Below are 22504 nucleotides of genomic sequence, written 5' to 3'. Positions count from 1 at the left end.
TGGGGCCCGGGCGGCATCGACGGCACATAGCAATCCAGGAGCCACCCTCCGTCCACTTCTGGTCCTACCCCGGCCCAGGGGGGTTCTCCCTCCCGTCCCCTCTGAGACGAAGCAGCGGATCCGAATCACGGATCCGGATTCTGGAAACCGGACCGGATGACCCACCCCACTGGGGCCTTGCGGGCCCGCATTGACTCGTCAACCCAGGGCCTCGGGTCCTCGTTGACGCGTCAGCACAGACCGTGGCGTCCGAGCCGGTTCGTGACGCGCCCCGTCGAAAAAGCAAAAGGGGCCCTCCTTCCGGAGAGCCCCTTCGCGTGGCGCCAGGATGCGGACGCGTCCCGAGGCGCTAGAAGATTTCCTCGAGCCACTCGCGCATGCGGCCCTTCACCTTCTTGTACACGTTCTCTTCGCGGATGCGGAACATGCGCCGGTCCAGGTGCTTGGCGCCGTACACGACGAGGCCCACGCCCGTCGCGTACATGGGGCTCTTCACCACGTCCACCAACCCGCCGATGCCGCGCGGCATGCCCCGACGCACCGGCAGCCCGAGCACTTCCTCGGCCAGCTCCGGCATGCCCGCCAGCAGCGTGGAGCCACCGGTAATCACCACGCCCGAGGCCAGCAGGTCCTCGTAGCCGCACTTCTGAATCTCACGGTGCACGAGCTGGAAGATCTCCTCCACGCGCGGCTCCAGGATTTCGCACAGAATCTGCCGCCCGAGGACGCGGGGCTGACGGCCGCCCACGCTCGGCACCTCCAGGGTGTCGTCCTTGTTGATGAGCGACGCCAGCGCGCAGCCGTACTTCTGCTTGATGCGCTCGGCCTCGTGAGCCGGCGTGCGCAAGCCGATGGCGATGTCGCTGGTGAGGTTGTTGCCGCCCAGCGCAATCACCGCCGTGTGGACGATGGAGCCGCCAGAGAAGATGGCGATGTCCGTGGTGCCGCCGCCGATGTCGACGAGGCACACGCCCAGCTCCTTCTCGTCCTCGCCCAGCACCGCCTCGGCGCTCGCCAGCGGCTGCAGGACGATGTCGGAGACATTCAGGCCCGTCCGGTTCGCGCACTTGACGATGTTCTGCGCGCTGGAGACGGCGCCCGTGACGATGTGCACCTTGGCCTCCAGGCGCACGCCCGCCATGCCCAGGGGCTCCTTGATGCCGCCCTGGTCATCGATGATGAACTCCTGGGGCAGGACGTGGATGACTTCCCGGTCCAGGGGGATGGCCACCGCCTTCGCCGCGTCGATGACGCGCGCGATGTCCGCCTCGCGGACCTCCTTGTCCTTGACCGCCACGATGCCCTGGGAATTGAAACCCTTGATGTGGCCACCGGCGATGCCCGTGTAGACGTGGGAAATCTCCGCGCCCGCCATCAGCTCCGCCTCTTCAATCGCGCGGCGGATGGAGGAGACGGTCGCCTCGATGTTGACCACCACGCCCTTGCGCAACCCCTTCGACGGATGCGTCCCGATACCGATGATGTCGATACCGCTGTCGGTCAGCTCCCCGACGATGGCGCAAATCTTCGTCGTGCCGATGTCGAGGCCGACAATAATCTCCCCCGACTTCTGCTTCGCCATGACAACCCTCCCAGGCCCCCCACTCTCGTGAAAGGGGCGTCCTCTTACTGCCTCGCGCTCCCGTTCCTCTCGGACACGGGGCTCGAAAGCTTCACCGCCACCCAACCGGGCCGGGCCCGGTTATCCAGGTGAATGATCTCCGCTGCAAGCCCCCTGGCGCCCAGTTCGCGCCGGACACGGCCCAACCGCTGCAGCTTGACCTCGGAATTCCCTTCGCCTAGGCGCACTTCCTGCCCGGAAGCGGCCACCAGCGTCACCTCCCGCCCCTCCATCCGCACCTCGGACAGCCGCTCCGGCTTGCCCGGCGATTCCTTCGCGTACGCCCGCGCCACCTCGAGCGCCGCCTGGAACCGCTGGCGCGCCACGGCGGGGTCCGTCACGTAGCCCTCGCGGTCCACCCCGGTGACGAGCGGCAAATCCAGCCCGTCCCCCGGCGTCACCCGCTTGAAGGGCTCGCCCTCTTCGTCCAGCACGTACAGCTCCCCCATCACCGCCAACGCCTCCGGGACGTGCTCGGACACCTCCACGGAGACACGGTTCGGGAAGCGCCGCGTCACGTCCACCTTCTTCACCCACGGGTGCTGAAGCATGGCCCGCTCCAGCCCCCCTACATCCAACGCCCAGAGGTTCTGACCCTTCGTCAAAGCCGCCAGGCGCAGCAGCTCCACGCGCGACGCGCGCTGCAGGCCGGTGAAGGACACCGCCGCCAGTTCGAACCGGGGCGACACCAGCGCCCACCGGCGCAGCTCCACCCCACCCCACACCAGCAGCCCCGTCACCAGCGTCAGCGCCACCACCTTCACCACGCCCGGCCCCTGCGAGCGCACCACGCTCTTCACGGCCTCATTTCGCTGGGCAGTGTCTTGACGGCGGCGGTTTTTGCTTCGACCGAAGGCCATGGTGGGAACGCTGGGACCCATGCTGCGCGCGGATGGATCTCCACGCCAGTTTTTGGCTACAGCGACGTCGCTGTAGCGCCCCGGCCCCACGAGAGGCCAGGACTTCGAGGGGGGATTTGACGAGGGGGAAGGCCGTCTCAGGCCTTGAGACATGCGCCTTGCAACAGGCGCTCGCACAGGGCTGGGAAGTCGATACCACGTCCTGCGGCAATCTTGGGCAGGAGGCTGGTGGCCGTCATGCCTGGCAGCGTGTTTGTTTCCAGCAGGAACACATCGCCTCCGTCGGTGACTATGACGTCCGAGCGCGAAGCCCCCGCACAGCCCAGGGCCCGGTGCGCGCCCAGGCACACCTCGTTGACCCGTGCATACTGATCCGGAGGCAGGGGTGCGGGGAAGAGGTACTGCGTTCCCGTGCCCGCCTTGTACTTCGCATCGTAGTCGTAGAACTCGCGGGCGGCGCGGACCTCGATGACGCCCAGGGCCTCATCGTCCAACACTCCACCCTGCACTTCACGTCCCTTGACGAACTGCTCCACCAGGAGGGTGCCCGCATACTTCGCGGCGTCCTTCACGGCGGCGTCGTAGTCCGCGCGCGCCTTGCAGATGTGCACCCCCACGCTGCTGCCCTCGCGGCTGGGCTTCACCACCACCGGGAAGTCGAACCCCAGCGAGTCCCCCGCCGCCAGCGCGGACGCCTCGTCGGCGAAGGCGCGGTATGCGGGCGTGGGGATGCCCTGGGCGATGAAGACGAGCTTGGCGTAGACCTTGTCCATGGCCATCGCCGACGCGAGCACGCCGCTGCCGGTGTACGGGATGAACATGGACTCCAGCAGGCCCTGGAGGCTGCCGTCCTCGCCGTAGCGGCCGTGCACCGCCAGCCACGCCACGTCCACCTTCTCCGCGATGAGGCGCGCGGGAAGGTCCTTGCCCACGTCGATGTCCACCACGTCGTAGCCCAGGGAGCGCAGCGCGCCGGCCACGGCGGCGCCGGTGCGCAAGGACACCTCGCGCTCGGACGACAGGCCGCCGTACAGCACGCCCACGCGCTTGTTCTTGAGTTCGTCCTTCGAGAAGGCGCCGCGATTCGCTGTCATGGCAGGAACTCTCCCACGCGTTTGACTTCGGGTTTCATATCGACACCGGAGTGCTCCTGTACACGCGTCCGCATCAGCGTGATGAGCCCCAGCACGTCCCGGGCGGTCGCCCCGCCCAGGTTGACAATCCAGTTGGCGTGCAGCGTCGAAATCTGTGCCCGCCCCAGCGTGTGCCCCTTGAGGCCCACGAGCTCAATCAACCGCCCGGCATGGTCTCCGGGGGGATTGGTGAAGACGCTGCCAAAGTTGGGCTGGCTCAACGGCTGCGTCCGCTTGCGGTAGCCCAGGTCCGCGTCCATGGCGACCTTGGAGGCGGCGACATCGCCCTTGGGCAGCCGGAAGCGCACCCGCGTCACCACGCCCCCGGGCGGAAGCTCTGAGTGCCGGTACGCATGCGGCACCTGCGCCTTCGTCAGCCACCCCACCCCGTCAGGCGTGGCGACCTCCACCGCCTCGATGACGCGAAACGCCTCGCCATTCTTGGTGCCCGCGTTCATCGACACCGCGCCGCCGAGCGTCCCGGGGATGCCCGCGAGGAACTCCGCGCCCACCAGCCCCTGGCCGCGCATCACGTTGACGAGCTTCACGATGGCCGCGCCCGCGCCCAGGGTGATGAGCCCGTCCTCCGGCCCCACCTCGATGAGCTCGGGGAACAGGTCTCCCGGCAGCTTCACCGTGACACCGGGCACGCCGCCGTCACCCACCAGCGTGTTGGCACCACCCCCGAGGATGGCCACGGGCGCGCCCTCGTCCCGCGCGAGCTTCAGCACGGCGACGAGCGCATCGGGCGAGCGCGGACGCACCAGCGCCTCCGCCGCGCCGCCCACCCGGACGCTGATGAGCGGAGCCAGCGGCTCGCCGGCCTTCACTTCGCAATCCGGCAGTCGCTCCACGCGAGCCGCCAGCGCCGTCTTCACGCCCGCTTCCACCATGTCGGCTAGCCCTTCGTCGGAGCCGCGTTGCCGAGCAGGCCGAGCAGGTCCGGCCCCACGTGGGTGATATCGCCCGCGCCAAGCGTCAACACGAGGTCTCCCTCGCGCAGCCGGGGCAGCAGCGCCGCCGGCAGGTCCGCGCGCTTGGGAACGAACGTCACATCGCGGTGGCCGTGCGCGCGGATGGCGTCCGCCAGGGCGTCACCGGTGGCGCCCGGAATCGGCTCCTCGCCGGCCGCGTAGACGTTGGTGACGAAGAGCACGTCCGCGTCGTTGAACGACGTGGTGAACTCCTTCATCAAGTCATGCGTGCGCGTGTAGCGGTGCGGCTGGAAGGCCACCACCACGCGGCGACCGAAAGCACGCCGAGCGCCCGCCAGCGTGGCCAGCACCTCCGTCGGGTGGTGACCGTAGTCATCCACCACGGTGATGCCCTTCGCCTCGCCCTTCACGGTGAAGCGTCGCTGCACGCCGCCGAACTCGGCCAGCGCGGTGCGCACCGTCTCCAGGGGGATATCCATCTCCTCCGCCACGGCGATGACGGCCAGCGCGTTGAAGGCGTTGTGCGCGCCCACCATGCGCACGCGGAACTCGCCCAGGTCCTCCTCGCGGCGGAACGCATGGAACGTGGTGGTGAAGCCGTCCAGGGCAATGCGCTCCAGGCGGTAGTCCGCCATGTGCGAGCTGCCGTAGGTGACGAAGCGCTTCTCGATGCGCGGCAGGAGCGCCTGGACGTTGGGGTTGTCCAGGCACAACACGTTGAGGCCGTAGAAGGGCACCCGGTTGCAGAACTCCACGAAGGCCGTCTGGAGCACCTCCAGCGAGCCGTAGTGGTCCATGTGCTCCGGGTCGATGTTGGTAACGATGGAGATGGACGGGTGCAGCTTGAGGAAGCTGCCGTCGCTTTCGTCCGCCTCCACCACCATCAGCTCGCTCTTGCCCAGCTTGGCGTTGGAGTCGAGCACGTTCACCTTGCCGCCCACCACCGCCGTCGGGTCCAGGCCCGCCGCGCTCAGCACGGTGGCCACCATGGACGTCGTCGTCGTCTTGCCGTGACTGCCCGCGACGGCGACGGCGTACTTCAGCCGCATCAACTCCGCGAGCATCTCCGCGCGGGGGATGACGGGAATCTTCCGCTGGCGCGCGGTGACGACCTCCGGGTTGTCCTTGCGCACCGCGGACGAAATCACCACCACGTCCGCCTGCACGAGGTTCTGCGCCTTGTGCCCCTCGAAGATGGTGGCGCCCATGCGCGTCAGGCGCCGGGTGATGTCGCTCTCCTTCAAGTCGGAGCCGGACACCCGGTAGCCCAGGTTGATGAGCACCTCGGCGATGCCGCTCATGCCGATGCCGCCGATGCCCACGAAGTGCACCTGCGCGGCGTGCCGCGTCTTGAAGAGGCTGGGGGGCTTGTTCTTCGTCACGACTTGCTCCTGGGTGCCGTCTTCGCCTCGGGGGTGGGACGCTCGCGGCCGGTGGGGCCCCAGGTCTGCACCATCAGGTCCACACACACGTCGGCCAGCTCCTTCGCCGCCTCGGGACGGCCCAGCAGGGCCGCCTTCTTCTCCATGCCCTTGAGCCGCTCGGGCTGCGACTTCAACGTCCGCAGCGTCTCCGCCAGCTTCGCGCCCGTCAGCTCCGACTCCTGGAACATCAGCGCCGCGCCCGCGTCCACCAGCGCCCGCGCATTCACCGTCTGATGGTCATCCGTCGCATGCGGGAAGGGAATCAGGATGCTCGCCTTCTTGCACACGGTCAGCTCCGCCAGCGTGGTGGCGCCCGCGCGACAGATGACCAGGTCCGCCATCGCGTACGCGCTCGACATGTCGTCGATGAACTCCACCACGTCCGCGTGGAAGCCCTTGTCCGTGTAGCCCTTGCGCACCATCTCCAGGTCGTTCTTCCCCGTCTGGTGCACGAAGCGCAGGCCTTCCTTCAAGTCGCCCAGCGAGTCGAGCGCCTCCAACATCCGCTGGTTGATGCCCCGCGCGCCCAGGCTGCCGCCGAAGACGAGCACCGAGAAGTTCTCGTGCGCCACGTGGCTGCGCAGGTAGTTGTCCATCAGCTTGCGGCGGATGGGGTTGCCGATGAGCTGCACCTTCTTCTCCGGGAAGAAGCGCCGCGCTTCATCGAAGGCGATGAAGACCACCCGCACCACCTTGCCCAACAGCTTGTTGGTGAGGCCCGGCAGCGCGTTCTGCTCCTGGATGGCGGTGGGGATGCCCATCAGCCACGCGGCCAGGACGACAGGCCCACTCGCGTAGCCGCCCACGCCCACCACCACGTCCGGCTTCTGCCGGGCGAGGATGCGGAACGACTCGATGAAGGCCAGGGGCAGCGCGAAGAGCGCCTTGAGCAGGGAGAAGAAGCCCTTGCCCTTCAGGCCCTGCACCTTCACCAGCTCCAGCGGATAGCCCTCGCGCGGAACCACGCGCGCCTCCAGGCCCCGCTCGGTCCCCACGAAGACGACCTCGTTGGCGTGGTGACGCGTCACCACCTCTTCCGCCAGGGCAATGCCCGGGAAGAGATGGCCCCCGGTGCCGCCCCCCGCGATGAGCACCTTCACGCCGCCACCTCCCTCAAGTCCGAACCCGCCCGCGCGCTCCGAGGCGCTCCCTGCGCGCTGGCGCTCAGCGACAGCAGCACCCCCGCCGCGCCCATCAGCACCACCAGCGACGTGCCTCCGTACGACACGAACGGCAGCGTCAGGCCCTTGGTCGGCAACAGCCCCATGGCCACGCACATGTTCACCGTGGCCTGGAACGCGATGATGGAGGTGAAGCCCAACCCCAGGTACGTGCCGAAGGTCTCTCCGGCCGCGAGGCTCGCGCGCACGCCGCGCCACAGGACGATGGCATAGAGCGAGACGAGCACGCCCACGCCAATCAACCCCGTCTCCTCGCCGAGGATGGAGAAGATGAAGTCGGTGTGTGCTTCCGGCAGGAAGAAGAGCTTCTGCCGGCCGTCGCCCAGGCCCAGGCCGACCACGCCGCCGGAGCCGATGGACATGAGCGACTCGGCGACCTGGTAGCCCACGTCATGCCGGTGCGCCCACGGGTCCAGGAAGGCCAGGATGCGCTTCATGCGATACGGGCTGGAGGCAATCGCCACGTACGCCAGCGGCAGCGCGAGCAACACGGAGCCGACCAGGTAGCTCAGCTTCGCGCCAGCGGCGAACAGCAGCACGAACAACATGAACACCAGCAGCACGCTGCTGCCAAAGTCGGGCTGGAGCATGCAAAGCATCACCAGGATGCCGCAGAGCGCCAGGTGCGGGAGGAAGCCCACGGAGAACGTCGCCACCTTCTCGCGCTTCTTCGCCAGCGAGTAGGAGAGGTAGACGACCCAGGCGAACTTGGCGACCTCGGCCGGCTGGAGGCTGAAGCCCGGCAGACGAATCCAGCGCCGCGCGCCGCCCGCCGTGGAGCCGATGCCGGGAATGGCCACCAGCACCAGCAGCACAATCGCCGCGAGCAGCAGCGGATACGCCCAGCGCGCCAGCTTGCGCCAGCCCAGCTTCATCGCCACGGCCATCACCACCAGGCCCAGGGCCGCCGCGGTGACCTGTCGCTTGAAGAAGTAGAGGCTGTCGCCGAGCTTGTCCTGCGCCAGCACCGCGCTCGCCGAGTACACCATCACCAGTCCCATCGTCACCAGGCCCAGCACGGCGCACAGGAGGATGGGGTCGAACCGCACGGGAGCATTCGACGGAGGAGAGGTCTTCATGCCGTCACAGCGCTCCGACCAGGCGCTTGAAACTGTCGCCCCGGTCCTCGAAGTTCTTGAACTGATCGTACGACGCACACGCGGGCGACAGCAGCACCGTGTCACCTGACTTCGACAGCTCACGCGCCTTCGCTACCGCCGCCGCCAGCGTGCCGCACGCATGCACCGCCGCCTGCCCCTCGTACGCCCGGGCGAGCAGGTCCGAGTCCGCGCCGATGGTCAGCACGCCCTTCACCTTGCCCCGCCCCTCTTCCACCATGGGCGCGTACGGCGCGCCCTTGCCCTTGCCACCGGCAATCAGCCACAGCCCGCCCTGGAACGCGCGCAGCGCCACCAGCACGGAGTCCACGTTCGTGGCCTTCGAATCGTTCACCCACTCCACCCCGTCCAACACCCGTACGCTCTCCAGCCGGTGCGGCAGGCCCGGGTAGCTGTCCAGTCCCGCCTGCACCGCCTCGGCCGGGACGCCGCCCAGCCGCGCCAGCAGCGTGGCCGCCATCGCGTTCTGCGCGTTGTGGGCGCCTCTGAGCGCGCGGTTGGAGAGCCGGTACTTCTCCCCCTGGAAATCCAGCCGGAAGCCGCCCGCCTCCGCCACCGCGAGCCCCGCCAGCGTCGGTGCGTCCGCCACCGGCTTGCCCGTGACGCTGAAGCCGTACACGGGTACCCGCGCCTGGCACGCCAGCGCGAGCACGTCCGCGTCGTCCGCGTTCACCACCGCGAAGTCGCCCTCTCGCTGGTGGTGGAAGATGCGGGCCTTGGCCTCGCCGTACGCCCCATGGTCCGCGTACCGGTCGATGTGGTCCGCCGTGAGGTTGAGGATGGCGGCGCCGCGCGGGCGCAGCGTCTGGATGCCCTCGAGCTGGAAGCTGGACAGCTCCACCACCAGCGCGTCCCAGTCTCCAGGGGACAGCGCGGCCTCGCTGAAGGGCCGGCCCAGATTGCCACCGACGAACGTGCGCTTCTTTCCCTGGACGAACAGCTCTCCGGTGAGCGCCGTGGTGGTGCTCTTCCCGTTGGTGCCGGTGATGCCTAACAGCGGCACCGACTCCAGGAAGCGCCACGCCAGCTCCACCTCGCCCCAGATGGGAACGCCGGCGGCGGCGGCGGCGCGCAGCTCCGGCAGCGCCAGCGGCACGCCCGGGCTCACCACCACCAGCGACTGCGACTCCAAGAGGCCCGGCGTCGCGGGGTCGGTGACGAGCGTGGCGCCCAGCGATTTCACCTCGCGGGCCACGTCACCCAGCGCGTCCTCGCTCCGGGCGTCCAGCGCCGTCACGCGCGCGCCCCGCTGGCACAACAAGCGCAGCGCCGCCACGCCGCTCTTCGCCAGCCCGTACACCAGCACCTTCTGCCCGGACAGCGCGAACGTCATGGATGTTCCACCCCTCGGGAGAATCAGCGCAGCTTGAGCGACAGGAGCGCCACGCCACCACAGAGGATGGAGACGATCCAGAAACGGACGATGATCTTCGGCTCGGCCAGGCCCTTGAGCTCGAAGTGGTGGTGCACCGGCGCCATCTTGAACACGCGCTTGCCGGTCATCTTGAAGGAGGCCACCTGAATCATCACGCTCAGCGCCTCCGCGAAGAAGATGCCGTGGATGATGGCGGAGACGACCTCGTTCTTGGACAGCACCGCCAGCCCGCCCAGGGCGCCACCCAGCGCCAGCGAGCCGATGTCCCCCATGAACACGGAGGCCGGATACGTGTTGAACCAGAGAAAGGAGATGCCCGCGCCGACGATGGCCGCGCAGAACACGGCCAGCTCCGCCCCGCCCGGCACCTGGAGGATGCCCAGGTATTGCCACAGCGGCGTGGCCACCAGCTTCGTCGTGCCGCCCACCGTCACCGAGTCCGCGATGCTCAGCGTGGTGCCCGCCACGTAGCAGAGCACCGCGAAGGTAATCGCGGAGACGATGGTGGGGACAATCGCGAGCCCATCCAGGCCGTCGGTGAGGTTCACCGCGTTGGACGTGCCCACGATGACAATCCAGGCGAAGACGACGTAGAACCAGCCCAGGTCCAGGTTGAACCAGTGGGACGGAATGAAGGGCAGCGTCAGCCGCGTGTTGATGAGCAGCGTGGGGCCGAACGAGCCGTCCGGCTGCGTCCACGTCGTCAGCAGGCCGAAGACGGCGATGAGGAAGAAGACGGTCTGCAGCACCATCTTCTTGCGCCCCGCCAGGCCCTTGGAGTTGCGCTTGGACAGCTTGAGCCAGTCGTCCAGGAAGCCGATGAAGCCGTAGCCGAACGTCAGGAGCAGCACCACCCAGACGGCGCGGCTCTTCAGGTCCGCGAACAGCAGCGTGCCCGCGGCGATGCAGATGAGGATGAGCGCGCCACCCATGGTGGGCGTGCCCTTCTTCTTCTGATGCGAGTCCGGCGTGTCCTCGCGGACGTTGCTCTGTCCGTGCTGCTTCAGGCGCAGCCTCGCGATGAGGCGCGGCCCAATCAACATGCCCAGCACGAGCGCGAAGACCCCGGCGGCGATGATGCGGAAGGTGGGGTAGCGCAGGAAGTTGAGAACCCGCCCCGCTTCCGTGTTCTGGATGAGCTCGTAGAGCAGATACAGCACTAGTGGTTTCCTCCGGAGGACGCGGTCGTGCCCGTCAATGCGGCCACCACCCGCTCCAGCCGCATTCCGCGGCTTGCCTTCACCAGCACCACGTCGTGGGGGCGCAGCCTCGGCGTCAACCACGCCACCAGGGGCTCCACCTCCGTGAAATGCGCCGCGGACCCACCCAGCCCCGCGTGCTTGAACCCTTCCGCGGAGCGCGGGCCGAAGAAGGCCACCAGCGCCGCCTTGCTCGCGACCTGCCCGCCCAGCCGCGCGTGCTCTTCCAGCTCGCCCGGGCCCAATTCCAGCATGTCGCCCAGCACCGCCACGGCGCGGCCCCCGGGCGTCACCAGCGTGCCCAGCGTCTCCAGCGCCGCGTCCATGGAGGCGGGGTTCGCGTTGTAGCAGTCGTCAATCACCGTCACGCCCCCCAACCCGTCCACCACGTTGAGGCGCCGCGCGTACGGCTTCGCCGCCTCCAGCCCCTTCACGCACTCCTCCGCCGTGTAGCCCAGCGCCAGCGCCACCGCGAAGGCCGCCGTCGCGTTCTGCGCGTTGTGCGGACCGATGAAGCCCAGCCGCACCGGCCACTCGCGGCCCAGGTGGCGCACCGTGGCCACCATGCCGTCGCGGCCCTTCGTCTCCACCGACACCAGCCGCACGTCCGCGTCTTCCGCGCGGCCGAAGGTCAGCCGGTTCGCTTCACTGCGCTCGGCTTGCGCGGGGATGAGCGGGTCATCGGCGTTGACGACAATCGTCGTCCCGTGCCCCATCTCCTGGAACATCTCCCCTTCCGCGTCCGCCACGCCCTGAAGGCTGCCCAGCCCCTCCAGGTGCTCGGGCTGGACGACGGTGATGACGCCCGCATCCGGCCGCACCACGCGGGTGAGCCGCTGGATTTCGCCGGGCCGGTTCATCCCCACCTCGATGACCGCCGCCACGTGCTGGGGCTCCAGCCGGAACAGCGTCAGGGGGACACCCACCTCGTTGTTGAAGTTGCCTTCCGTCTTCAGCGCCGGGCCCCGCGTGGCGAGGATGGCGCCCACCATCTCCTTGGTGGTCGTCTTCCCGTTGGAGCCGCCCACCGCGCAGATGGGAATGCGGAAGCGCTGACGGTGGTGGCGGCCCAGGGCCCCCAACGCCATCAGCGTGTCGTCAACTTCGTAGAGCGTGAAACCGGCGGGCAGCGCGGGCAGGGCACGGCCCCGCCCCACCACCGCGCCGGCCGCCCCACCCCTGGCCGCGACGTCCACGAACGCGTGGGCGTCGAAGCGCTCACCCACCAGCGCCACGAAGAGGCACCCCGGGGTGAGTGCCCTCGTGTCGGTGCAGACGGCCTCGAAGGCGGCCGGCCCGGGACTTCCGAGCCGGGTCGCCCCCGTCGCCTGCACCACCTCTTCGTCGCTGAATCGAGCTGCCATAGGGGTGTGGGGCGTCCCGTCCGCGAGCCTTCTCAGCCGGCGGTGCGGCTCGCCAGTGCCTTGGCGGCGGCCTGGCGGTCATCGAAGCTGAGCTTCTCCTTGCCCACCTGCTGGTAGGTCTCGTGGCCCTTGCCCGCGATGAGGACGACGTCGTCCGCGCTCGCCAGTGCAATGGCCTGCTCGATGGCGGTGCGACGGTCCGCCTCGACGAGGTAGCCCTTCTCGCCCGACTTCGCCTTGTTCGCGGAGATGCGGCGCAGGCCGCCCTTCTCCACGCCCGACGTCACCTGGCTGATGATCTCCTCCGGGTCCTCCGTGCGCGGGTTGTCGCTGGTGATGACCGTCAGGTCCGCGGCCTCCGCGGCCACCGCGCCCATCAACGGACGCTTGCCCTTGTCCCGGTCTCCTCCGCAGCCGAAGACCGTGATGACGCGGCCCTTGGCCATCGCGCGCGCAGCCTCCAGCGCGCGCTTGAGCGCGTCGTCGGTGTGCGCGTAGTCCACGAACACGGCGGGCGCCCCGGCGGGGCCGTAGTTCTCCACGCGCTCCATGCGGCCGGCCACGGGCGTCATCCGCTCGATGCCGACCTTCACGTCGCTGCGCGAGAAGCCCGCGCCGATGCCGATGCCCACCGCCAGGAGGATGTTCTCCAGGTTGTGGGGGCCCAAGAGCTTGCTCTTCAGCGCGATGTCGCCCGAGGGCGTCTTCAGCGTGCCGGTGATGCCGGCCAGCGTGAAGGTGACGTCCGAGGCCGAAATCTCACCGTTGCCGGTGCGGCTGAACTTCCACGCCATGCGCTTCTGGCCGCGCTGCTCGTTGTAGATGCGGCTGGCATACGTGTCGTCGCCATTCACGACGGCCACGCCCGTGGAGGACAGGTTCTCCGCGAAGAGCTTCCGCTTCGCCTGGAAGTAGTCCTCCATGTCCTTGTGGTAGTCGAGGTGGTCGCGGCTCAGGTTGCTGAAGCCCGCGGCCTTGAAGGTCAGCCCGTGCACGCGCTCCTGCGCGAGCGCGTGGCTGGACACCTCCATCACCACCGTCTCCACACCCGCGTCCACCATCTCCCGGAAGATGCGGTGCAGCTCCAGCGGATCCGGCGTCGTGTTGGCCGTCTCGACCGTCTTGCCCCCGAACTTGTAGCCCAGCGTGCCAATGACACCCGTGGACACGTAGGCCGCCGCGCTCATCGCCTCCAACAGGAACGACGTCGTCGTCTTTCCGTTGGTGCCGGTGACCGCCAGCAACGTCAGCTTGTCGGCCGGCCGGCCATGGAAGTTCGCGGCGATGAGGGCCAGCGCCTTGCGCGCGCTGCCCACCTTGAAGAAGGGCACCTGCGAGGAAGGCACCGGCTTCTCGGAGACCACCGCCACGGCTCCGCGTGACACGGCCTCCCCGATGAACTGGGCACCATCCTCCTTGGTGCCGGGAATGGCGATGAACAAGTCGCCAGGCTTCACATGCCGCGAGTCCTGGGTCACACCGGTGACGTCGACCGCGGAACGACCACCCGAGGTCTGCTCGGCACCACACCCTGCGAGGACATCCGTCAGCTTCATCTCTTCCCCTTCACACGAATTGCAAGCGCGGGGCCTGGAACGAGCGCGGCCTCATTGCCGCGTCGCGAGCTCCAGCGTCACCCGGGCCCCCTTCTCCACCAGTGAGCCGGCGGCGGGGGTTTGAGACACCACACGTCCACTGCCCATCACCTGTGGCTCGAGTGCCGCGGCGAGCAGCTTCACCACGGCCTCACGACCTCCGGCGCCCTGGACGTCCGGCACACGCACCGTGCCGGCCTCAGGGCTCTCCGAAACCGCCTCCTCCAACACCGGCCGAGCGGGCTCGGTGGCCTTCGCCACCGGCTTCGCCGCGACAGGCACGGGGGTTGCGGCGGCCATGGCCACCCCGGGTGCCACCGTCCGAGACGGGGGCACGGCCAGGTGGGCCATGGCAGCGGTCGCAATTTCCTTGAAAGCAGGGGCAGCCACGAGCCCCCCGTACACGTCTGTCTTGGGTTCGTCCACCACCACGAGGATGACAATGCGCGGATCCTCGGCCGGCACCATGCCGACAAAGGAGGCAATCCGCTTGTCCGAGTAGCCCCGGGCCACTGGATCCGCCTTCTGGGCGGTTCCCGTCTTGCCGGCGACCCGGTACTCCTCCATGGCGGCCTTGGGCGCGGTACCTCCCTTGACCACCACGCTTTCGAGCATGCCCACCACCTGCCGGGCCACCTTCGCGGAAACCGCCCGGCGGACCTCGGTGGGACGGTTTTCAAGCAGCACCACCCCGTCGGGGTCCACCACCTTCGACACGAGGTAGGGCCGCATCAGCACGCCATCGTTGGCCAGCGCACCATAGGCCGCCGCAATCTGCACGGCGGTGGCCGTCATGCCCTGCCCGAACGACTGGGTGGCCAGGGAGACCTCCGCCTTGGGGAACGGGATGACACCCCGGCCCTCGCCCGGCAGGGCCAGGCCCGTGCGCTCGGCGAAGCCGAAGGCATGGTAGCCGGCCACCATCTTCTCGCGGCCCAGCACCTGGGCCATCTTCGCCATGCAGATGTTGGAGGAGACCTGGAGGATGCCCCGGGGCGCCAGCCACCCGTAGGAGTGCGTGTCGTTGATGGTGTGGCGGCCCACGCGCCAGGCGCCGTTCTCGCAGAAGAAGACGCTCTCCTCGGTGATGGACTTCTCCTCCAGCGCCGTGGCCACCACGAAGGGCTTGGTGGTGGAACCGGGCTCGAAGGTGTCCAGCGCGCCTCGGTTGCGCACCGTTCCGCGAGCGATGCTCTCCGGAGTGTTCGGGTTGAAGCGGGGGTGGTTGGCCAGCGCCAGCAGCTCCCCCGTCTTCGGATCCAACGCCACCACCATGCCGGCGATGCCCTTGGCCTCTTCCACGGCCTTGGCCAACGACTTCTCGGCCACGTACTGCAGATGCCGGTCCAGGGTCAGCGTGACGGCGGCGCCCTGTCGCTCCAGCGGATCCAACGCGCCCTGCACCAGCAGCTTGCGGCCCTTGGCGTCGCGGAAGCCCGACATGCGGGAGTTCTGCCCGGACAGCTCGTCCTCGAAGGCCAGCTCCAGGCCCTCCAGGCCCTTGCCGTCCATGCCCACCATGCCCACCACGTGGGCGCCCAGCTCGCGCTGCGGATAGAAGCGCTTGGGCTCCTTGGTGAAGCCCATGCCGGGCAGGCCCAGCGCCTTCACCGCGGCGACTTCCTGGGGCTTGGCCTGACGCTTCACCCAGGCGAAGCGCTTGGAGCGCGCAAGCCTGGCGCCCAGTTCGTCCGCGTCCACCTTCAGCGCCTTGGCCAGCGAGCGCGAGGCCTGACGCACGTCGGGCAGCATCGATGGATCCACCCAGATGGAGTCCACCTCCACGCTCTGGGCCAGGGGCGTGCCGCGACGGTCGAAGATGTCGCCGCGACGGGCGGGGATTTCAATCTGGCGGACGTACTGGTCCTGCGCCATTCCGCGCAGCTTCTCCTGCTCGAAGACCTGCAGCTGCACGGCCCGACCGAAGGCGACACCCAGGAGCAACAGGAAGAGACTGAACAGGAGCTGCACACGCAGCTTCAGTCCCTTCGCGTTGGACTCCGGGGCCCGTGTCGCCTTGAAATCCCTCACCGGCCCGAACCTCCACGGCCCGCCACGCGTACGCCGGGCTTGTCTTGAGACGGGGACGGGGCGGACGCGGAAGCGCTGCCTCGAGCCGGCTTCTCCGAGGACAGCGACACCACCGCGCTGCCAGCGGGCATCGTCATGCCGAGCTGCTCGCGCGCCACGCGCTCCAGCCGGCCCGGCGCCTTGAGCGTGGCCAGCTCCAGCTTGAGTCGGTCATTGTCCCGCGTCAGCGAGCGGCTCTCCGCCTCCGCGCGGGACAGCCGGTAGCCCATGTCCACCACCATCACCCGGCTGGTGACATGGAGCATGCCCACCGCGGCGAAGAGGGAGAACAGGAGGACGGCGGGCAACAGGTGCAACAGCACCCCCGTCAACGACACGGAGCCACGCTGGGAGGACGACGCCTTGCTCATCGCACTTTCTCCACCACGCGCAGGTGCGCGCTTCGAGAGCGGGGGTTGGCCGAAATCTCTTCGTCCGAGGCGGCCACGGCCTTCTTCGTCACCACGCTGAAGTTGCCCACGCTGGAGCAGACGCAGATGGGAAGGCCCGGAGGACAGGTGCAGCGGCCCTCCAGCGTGCGGAAGCCCTCCTTCACCTTGCGGTCCTCCAGCGAGTGGAAGGAGATGACCGCGGCGCGGCCACCGACCTTGAGGAGCGACGGCAGCGCGGCCAGGAGCGAGTCCAGCGCCTCCAGCTCCTGGTTCACCGCCATGCGCAGCGCCTGGAAGGTCCGGGTGGCGACGTGGATCCGCGTGGGCCACGCCTTGCGGGGCACCGCGCGCTTCACCACCTCGGCGGCCTCCAGCGTGCGCGTGGGCAGCGCGCGCTTGAGCTCGCGGGCGATGGGCCGGGCAAAGGGCTCCTCGCCGTACTCTTTCAGGAGGAGCGCCAGCTCCGACTCGTCCGTGGACGCGATGAGCTCCGCGGCGGTGGGGCCGTCCGGGCCCATGCGCATGTCCAGCGGGCCGTCCTTCATGAAGGAGAAGCCGCGCTCGGCCACATCCAGCTGCGGGGAGGAGACCCCCAGGTCCACCAGCACGCCGTCCACCGGCAGCAGCTCCGCGGCCACGCGGGGCAGGTCCGCGAAGTTGCCGGCGCGGCCCTGGAAGCGGGGGTTGGGCCCCAGGCGGGCGGAGGCGGCGGCGAGCGCCACCGGGTCGCGGTCCACGCCCACCACGGACGCGCCCTGAGCAAGGAGCGCCTCCGTGTGGCCACCACCCCCGAGTGTGCCGTCGATGATCACCTTGCCCGCTCCGGCTCGCAGCAGCTCCACGGCTTCACGCAGAAGGACGGTCTGATGCTGGAAGTCCAAGTCCCCCACGCGGTCAGACGAAGGGAGCCCGCGCGAGTGAAAACGCGGCGCGGGCGTCGTTCATGTGCGGGTAGATTTCAAACGTGTCGTGCGCGCCGGCCGCGCGGAAGATGGCGGCCAGGTACGGCGACAGTCCAGACAGCTTCAGGTCTCCACCCGTGCGGCGGAACGCCTCGGCGCGGGCCATCAGCGGTTTGACGCCCCGGTAGTTGAGGTGCCCTACCTCGGACAGGTCCAGCACCACCTGACGCAGGCCCCGGTGCATGCGCTGGGTGAGCTCGTCGCACAGCTTCAGCAGGTCCTGCTCGCTCAGCTCGCCCTCCAGCATGAGCGTCTCCACGCGCTCGGCACCCGCCAGTGCGCTCGTCGCCCTCCGCCGGACCTCCAGAACCTGATTCATACGCGTGCCACCCTCTCGGGACTCCGACCTTTTGTCGACTTTCCGGCTATTGGTGCCGCAGCTCGGAAAGCACCTTCATCACGTCCGCGGAGGCCGCTTCCTGGCGGGCCTCTTCCTGGGCCTTCGCCCAACCCTCGCGGCTCCAAAGCTCGATCACCTTCACCATCCCCGCCCACACCACGTCCTTCTCCAGCCCCGCGTACGTCCGCAGCGACGGCGGAATCAGCAGCCGCCCCAGCCGGTCCAACGGGCACTCCTGAGCGCTCGCCACGTACAGGCGCATCAGCGTCTTCACCCCGGGCTCCATCGGATTGCGCCGCGCGAGGGACGCCTCGAGCGCCTCCCACTCCCGCACCGGGTACGCGTGGAGGCACCGGTCCAGGGCCGTGGTGATGATGAGCCGCTCGTCATAGGCCCCCACCAAGGTCTCCCGGAGCTTCGCCGGGAGGCTGGTCCGCCCCTTCGCGTCGATCTGGTGCTCATAGACGCCTCGGAACACGGGGGACGATCCACCTTTTCAGCCCTTCAGGGGATGAAGCTCCACTCCTTCCCACTTCTTGCCACTACCGGGCGGCATTCATACGCGGCCCCCCAGGGGGGGTCAAGAAAGCGCAACAGGTTGGAACACGCCGCCAGTGGGTTCCCGACATCCAGACAACCCGTCACACCTGGAAGGTCAGGTGTTTGGCGCGCCGCAGCGCCCTACCCGTGGGGAGGGGGCAAACTTGAGCTCCCTCCGGGAAGAGCGCAGAGTGACGGCTCCGTGAACACGAACGTGCGACTGAAGGTGGCCTACAAGAGCCCGCAGTCCCTGGTGGGGGAGTACACGCGCAGCGTGGGTCAAGGTGGCGCCACGCTCCAGACGCGGCGCAGCCTCCCGCTGGGGACTCGCTTCACTTTCGAGCTGCATGCCGGAGGGGTACCCCGGCCCGTGGAGGTCTTGGGCGAAGTCGTGCAGGTGGAGCCCCGCGAGGAGCGCAACTACCTGGTCACCGTGCGCTATGGCGCCAGCGAGGACCGCACCGCGCTGGACGCCGTGCTCAAGCGGATCTTCGCCGCCCAGGAGCAGGAGGGGCTGCGGCGCTTTCCCCGGCTCCCGCTGCACCTGCGCGCGGTGGAGGCCACGCCCCTGTCGCCGACGTTCCTGGTCCGGGACATCTCCCGAGGCGGCGTGGGGCTGGAGGTGATGGCGCCCACCCTGCCCCGCCACGTGCGCGTGGGCACGCCCTTCCTGCTGGAGATGGATTTGACGGGCGGCTCGCTGCTCCTGCACGGCGAGGTGGTGTGGACGTCGTCGGTGCCCCGGAAGAACGCCACCGAGGCGACGCCGGGCTTCGGCGCCACGTTCGGCCGGCTGCGGGCGCCCATGCAGCAGCGGCTGGACGCGCTGCTCGCGCTGGAGTCGCTGCCCCCCGCGCCCTGGAAGGCGCGGGTGAGCTTTGGCATGGACGCCGTGACGCGGATGCCGTGACGGTGCCTGGCTACTCCGTGAAGGGGTAGCCGCCGGCGGACTCGATGGCGGCCATCACCGTCTCGCGCAGCTCCGCGGGGTTGTAGGGCGTGAAGATGTCCTGCGTGGCCAGCCGCTTCAACTCCTTGTCCAGCGCGTCACCCTGGAGCGTCGCGCACAGCGCGCGGCGCGTCCTGTCGTAGGCGCGGGGGATGCTGTCGAGCGCGAACAGGCGCACCAGCGCCAGCCGCACCGGATCCAACGTTCCGCCGGACGCCGCCTGTCGGGTGCGCGTCACCAGCGAGTCCAGGGCGAAGGCGTCCATCACCACGTCGGAGAGCGAGGCGAGCACCTCCTGGTGCTGCTCCAGCTCCGGACCGAACGTCTCCGCCGCCACGCGCAGGCCATGGAGGGCCAGGCGCTTGGCGACCTCGGCGGCCACTTCCTGCGGGGCCAACGCGTCGTCGGTCCGGGCCCGGGGCTTCTCGCCTCGCGACAGCTCCTCCGCCACGTTGCCCGCCATGGCGAACAGCGGCAGGTCCCCCTTCACCGCGCGCTTGATGAGCATGCCGGTGATGAGCATGCGGTTGATTTCGTTGGTGCCCTCGAAGATGCGGTTGATGCGCGCGTCGCGGTAGGCGCGCTCGACGGGGTACTCCTCGATGTAGCCCGCGCCGCCGTGCAACTGCACCGCGTCGTCCACCACCTGCCCCAGGGCCTCCGAGCCGTAGACCTTCATGATGGAGGACTCGATGGCGTACTCCTCCACGGCGGCCAGGAGATGCCCCTCGTACCCGGGGGCGGACTTGTCGCGAGCGGCGAGGCGCGCGTCGACGAGGCCCGTGGTGCGGTAGGTCATGCTCTCCAACGCGTAGATGAGCGCGGCCATGCGCGCCAGCTTCTCGCGCGACAGCGGGAAGCGGACGATGGGCGTGCCGAACTGCTTGCGCTCCTGCACGAAGCGCAGCGCGTTGCCGAGCTGGAGCTTCATGCCCCCGAGCACGCCCGCGCCCAGCTTCAACCGGCCGTAGTTGAGGATGTTGAAGGCAATCTTGTGACCCTTGCCCACCTCGCCCAGCAGGTTCTCCGCCGGGACGCGCGCGTCCTCGAAGTAGAGCGGGCACGTGGACGAGCCACGGATGCCCATCTTGTGCTCCTCGGGCCCCACCGTGAGGCCCGGAGTGTCCTTCTCCACGATGAAGCCGGTGAACTTGTCGCCGTCCACCTTGGCGAAGACGATGAACACATCCGCGAACGCCGCGTTGGTGATGTAGAGCTTGGAGCCGTTGAGAATCCAGTGCTTGCCGTCCGGCGAGCGCACCGCCTTCGTCTTCGCGCCCAGCGCGTCACTGCCGCTGCCCTGCTCCGTGAGGGCGTACGCCGCCACCCACTCGCCGGTGCCCAGCTTGGGCAGGTACTTCGCCTTCTGCGCGGCGTTGCCGAACCAGACGATGGGCAGCGAGCCGATGCCCGTGTGCGCGCCGAACGTCACGGACCAGGAGCCGTTGAGGCTCATCGCCTCCGCGAGCAGGAGCGACGTGGTCTTGTCCAGGCCCGTGCCGCCGTAGGCCTCCGGGATGTCCACGCTGAGCAGACCCAGCTCTCCCGCGTGGCGCAGCAACTCGCGCAAGAGCACGTTGTCCTTGTGCTCGATTCGAACCGCCTGGGGCAGCACCTGCTCGCGGCTGAACTGGAGCGCCGTGCGGAAGAAGAGGCGTTGCTCCTCGGTGAAGGTCTCCGGCGTGACGAAGCGGGAGGTGCCGACCTCCTGGAAGAGGAAGGCCCCTCCGGTGGGAATTTCCTTCGACGCGGCGGGCTCGTTCACTGCGGCCATCGATGACCTCCCAGATGCGCGCCAGATGCGCGAAGGGCCTCACGTCCGTCGAGCGGAGAGTCGGCCCATCCTTGGCAAGCTATGAAGCGCCGCATCATAGGAGGAGTGGCGAGCAGGCCAGCCCTTTTCTCTCGGGTTCAGCCCGGCGGTTTCGCCAGGCAGTACCGAGGTGGCACACGACCGTTCCGCTGAGCGGAACGGCCACGCCGTCTCCATGAGTCACAAGGCCGCAGCGGATTGTGCCGTGAGCGACAATCACGTCCGTCGGGGCGAGCCCCCGCCATTCACAGTGCTCACCCATGCGACCTCACTTCAATCAGGGGCCCTCTTCCGCTCCTGTGAATGGGGGTTGTCATGGGGATGAGGACACGGGTGTTGTCGTGGTTGTGCGTCGTGGGCGTCATCGCGGGCAGCGCGAGGTCGACCGCCGCCGAGCCGCTCGCGGGAGGCCTGTCATGGGCCCATCAGCTCAGCGGTCCTGGGGACGACGAGACCGGACGGATTGCCTCCGGCAAAGACGGAAGCTTCATCTCCTTCATCAACTTCACAGGCAGCATCGACGTGGGGGCGGGCCCCATCCAGGCACCGGGTGGGCCGACGGACCGGGCCCTGGCGCTCGTTCGTCATGACGCCCAGGGCCAGCCGAGTGTCATCCGAGTCATCAGCGGGCTCTACGCGCTTCGTCACGCGGTGGACGGACAGGGCAACATCATCATCATCGTCGAGGCCATCGGCGTCAGCCCCGGCAGCAGCCTGTTCAGCGACGGCCTCCAACTGGTGAAGCTCAACGCCGCCGGCCGCCTGCTCTGGCTGCGGCCCATCCTCTCCACCGACATCTTCGTCCAGACGCTCGTGACCGACCGCGACGGCAACATCGGCATCGGTGGCTACAGCGTGACGTCACAAGGCAGCCCCAGGCTCACCTTCCTCAAGCACAACTCCGAGGGCACCCGGCTGTGGCGCTTCGTCGACACGGACACCACCCAGAGCCTGGGCCGGACCGCCACCGCCGACAGCGAGGGCAACTTCTTCGTGGGTGGCGATGCCCTGGGAGCCACGAGCTCCTCGGAGCCCTACCTCGTCATGCTCTCGCCCGAAGGACAGCCGCGCTGGCGTCGGCGATTGCTTGGCGCGCTGGGCTTCGCCTTCGGCCTGGCCACCCATGGCAACCGCGTGGTGATGGTCGGCACGTACGCGTTCACCTTCACCTTCGCCGGGCAGACCCACACCTCCACCGGCAACCTCGGCATCAACCAGGACGCTTTCGTCGTCGCATGGACGCGCGATGGCGAAGAGCGCTGGGCGTACAACTTCGGCTTCGACATCGAGAGCGTCGCCATGGACGAGCGCGACGGCGTCACCGTCGTCGGGGGCTATCAGGCGGGCAGCTCGGACCTGGGCATCCTGGGCCCGCTGCCCGGCAACCCGTCGAGCGCCGCCAACGTCTACGTCGCGAAGTTCGACCGCATCCAGGGCCAGCGCCGGTGGGTACAAAGCTTCCCCAGCGGCCTGGACCGCAGCTCTCCCGGTCTCGACGAGGGCACCGTCGCCGTCTCCAAGGACGGCCGCGCCGCGGTCCTCGGCCTCTTCCACGACACGCTCCAGGTGGGCTCGCGGACATGGACGGCGAGCGGCGTGTCGGACCTCTTCCTGTTCGGCTTCCAGCCCTGAG

General features: G+C 68.8%; 19 protein-coding genes. 2 read left to right on the top strand and 17 right to left on the bottom strand.

The window, feature by feature from the left end; genetic code table 11:
- Window positions 1–349 precede the first annotated feature (349 nt).
- The 16 genes from ftsA to mraZ form a co-directional block, all read right to left on the bottom strand.
- Window positions 350–1582, bottom strand: a complete 1233-nt coding sequence (ftsA, locus tag HUA74_RS01665) for a cell division protein FtsA (RefSeq protein WP_141648320.1) — start codon at window positions 1580–1582, stop codon at window positions 350–352.
- Window positions 1583–1626: 44 nt separating this feature from the next.
- A complete protein-coding gene (locus tag HUA74_RS01660; RefSeq protein WP_174453140.1) occupies window positions 1627–2481 on the bottom strand; it encodes a cell division protein FtsQ/DivIB in 855 nt (284 codons plus the stop codon).
- Between the two features lie 137 nt (window positions 2482–2618).
- Window positions 2619–3575 (bottom strand): D-alanine--D-alanine ligase, encoded by a 957-nt coding sequence (locus HUA74_RS01655; RefSeq protein ID WP_141648322.1) that lies wholly within the window; start codon window positions 3573–3575, stop codon window positions 2619–2621.
- Entirely contained in the window at window positions 3572–4507 is a 936-nt protein-coding gene (murB, locus tag HUA74_RS01650; protein WP_174453139.1) for a UDP-N-acetylmuramate dehydrogenase, read from the bottom strand. The genes HUA74_RS01655 and murB overlap by 4 nt, the downstream gene beginning before the upstream one ends.
- Before the next feature lie 5 nt (window positions 4508–4512).
- Window positions 4513–5931 (bottom strand): UDP-N-acetylmuramate--L-alanine ligase, encoded by a 1419-nt coding sequence (gene murC / locus HUA74_RS01645; RefSeq protein WP_174453138.1) that lies wholly within the window; start codon window positions 5929–5931, stop codon window positions 4513–4515.
- Window positions 5928–7073 (bottom strand): undecaprenyldiphospho-muramoylpentapeptide beta-N-acetylglucosaminyltransferase, encoded by a 1146-nt coding sequence (gene murG / locus HUA74_RS01640; RefSeq protein WP_141648325.1) that lies wholly within the window; start codon window positions 7071–7073, stop codon window positions 5928–5930. The genes murC and murG overlap by 4 nt, the downstream gene beginning before the upstream one ends.
- A complete protein-coding gene (gene ftsW / locus HUA74_RS01635) occupies window positions 7070–8233 on the bottom strand; it encodes a putative lipid II flippase FtsW (protein WP_141648326.1) in 1164 nt (387 codons plus the stop codon). The genes murG and ftsW overlap by 4 nt, the downstream gene beginning before the upstream one ends.
- A gap of 4 nt (window positions 8234–8237) precedes the next feature.
- Entirely contained in the window at window positions 8238–9605 is a 1368-nt protein-coding gene (gene murD, locus HUA74_RS01630; protein ID WP_174453137.1) for a UDP-N-acetylmuramoyl-L-alanine--D-glutamate ligase, read from the bottom strand.
- 23 nt (window positions 9606–9628) lie between these two features.
- Window positions 9629–10807, bottom strand: coding sequence for a phospho-N-acetylmuramoyl-pentapeptide-transferase (mraY, locus tag HUA74_RS01625; RefSeq protein WP_141648328.1), 1179 nt, complete (start codon window positions 10805–10807; stop codon window positions 9629–9631).
- Window positions 10807–12210: a UDP-N-acetylmuramoyl-tripeptide--D-alanyl-D-alanine ligase gene (gene murF, locus HUA74_RS01620; protein ID WP_174453136.1), complete on the bottom strand. Its 1404-nt coding sequence runs from the start codon at window positions 12208–12210 to the stop codon at window positions 10807–10809. Before murF ends, mraY begins: the two co-directional genes overlap by 1 nt.
- Window positions 12211–12242: 32 nt before the next feature.
- On the bottom strand, window positions 12243–13766 hold the full coding sequence (locus HUA74_RS01615; protein ID WP_141648200.1) for a UDP-N-acetylmuramoyl-L-alanyl-D-glutamate--2,6-diaminopimelate ligase: 1524 nt from the start codon (window positions 13764–13766) through the stop codon (window positions 12243–12245).
- Window positions 13767–13817: 51 nt separating this feature from the next.
- A complete protein-coding gene (locus HUA74_RS01610; protein WP_141648201.1) occupies window positions 13818–15836 on the bottom strand; it encodes a penicillin-binding protein in 2019 nt (672 codons plus the stop codon).
- Window positions 15833–16246 (bottom strand): cell division protein FtsL, encoded by a 414-nt coding sequence (locus tag HUA74_RS01605; RefSeq protein ID WP_141648202.1) that lies wholly within the window; start codon window positions 16244–16246, stop codon window positions 15833–15835. The genes HUA74_RS01610 and HUA74_RS01605 overlap by 4 nt, the downstream gene beginning before the upstream one ends.
- The gene (gene rsmH, locus HUA74_RS01600; RefSeq protein ID WP_174453135.1) at window positions 16243–17157 is read right to left on the bottom strand and encodes a 16S rRNA (cytosine(1402)-N(4))-methyltransferase RsmH; all 915 of its coding nucleotides are present in this window, start codon (window positions 17155–17157) and stop codon (window positions 16243–16245) included. The genes HUA74_RS01605 and rsmH overlap by 4 nt, the downstream gene beginning before the upstream one ends.
- Window positions 17158–17161: 4 nt before the next feature.
- Window positions 17162–17548 carry an STAS domain-containing protein gene (locus tag HUA74_RS01595; protein ID WP_141648204.1) on the bottom strand — a complete coding sequence of 129 codons (387 nt, stop codon included), beginning with the start codon at window positions 17546–17548 and terminating at the stop codon, window positions 17162–17164.
- Window positions 17549–17594: 46 nt separating this feature from the next.
- On the bottom strand, window positions 17595–18047 hold the full coding sequence (gene mraZ / locus HUA74_RS01590; protein WP_141648205.1) for a division/cell wall cluster transcriptional repressor MraZ: 453 nt from the start codon (window positions 18045–18047) through the stop codon (window positions 17595–17597).
- A gap of 264 nt (window positions 18048–18311) precedes the next feature.
- Here mraZ and HUA74_RS01585 point away from each other — a divergent pair, with 264 nt between their 5' ends.
- A complete protein-coding gene (locus HUA74_RS01585) occupies window positions 18312–19019 on the top strand; it encodes a PilZ domain-containing protein (RefSeq protein ID WP_141648206.1) in 708 nt (235 codons plus the stop codon).
- A gap of 10 nt (window positions 19020–19029) precedes the next feature.
- Here the strand turns inward: HUA74_RS01585 and HUA74_RS01580 are convergent, their stop codons facing one another.
- On the bottom strand, window positions 19030–20832 hold the full coding sequence (locus HUA74_RS01580) for an acyl-CoA dehydrogenase family protein (protein ID WP_141648207.1): 1803 nt from the start codon (window positions 20830–20832) through the stop codon (window positions 19030–19032).
- 354 nt (window positions 20833–21186) lie between these two features.
- Here HUA74_RS01580 and HUA74_RS01575 point away from each other — a divergent pair, with 354 nt between their 5' ends.
- Window positions 21187–22503 carry a hypothetical protein gene (locus tag HUA74_RS01575; protein ID WP_174453134.1) on the top strand — a complete coding sequence of 439 codons (1317 nt, stop codon included), beginning with the start codon at window positions 21187–21189 and terminating at the stop codon, window positions 22501–22503.
- Window position 22504: the final 1 nt, after the last annotated feature.

Origin of the sequence: Myxococcus sp. CA051A, assembly GCF_013336705.1 — a bacterium.
In the GTDB taxonomy this organism is placed as follows: domain Bacteria; phylum Myxococcota; class Myxococcia; order Myxococcales; family Myxococcaceae; genus Myxococcus; species Myxococcus llanfairpwllgwyngyllgogerychwyrndrobwllllantysiliogogogochensis.
The sequence above is the reverse complement of the archived record's forward strand: the minus strand, read 5'-3'. Positions and strand labels throughout refer to the sequence as shown.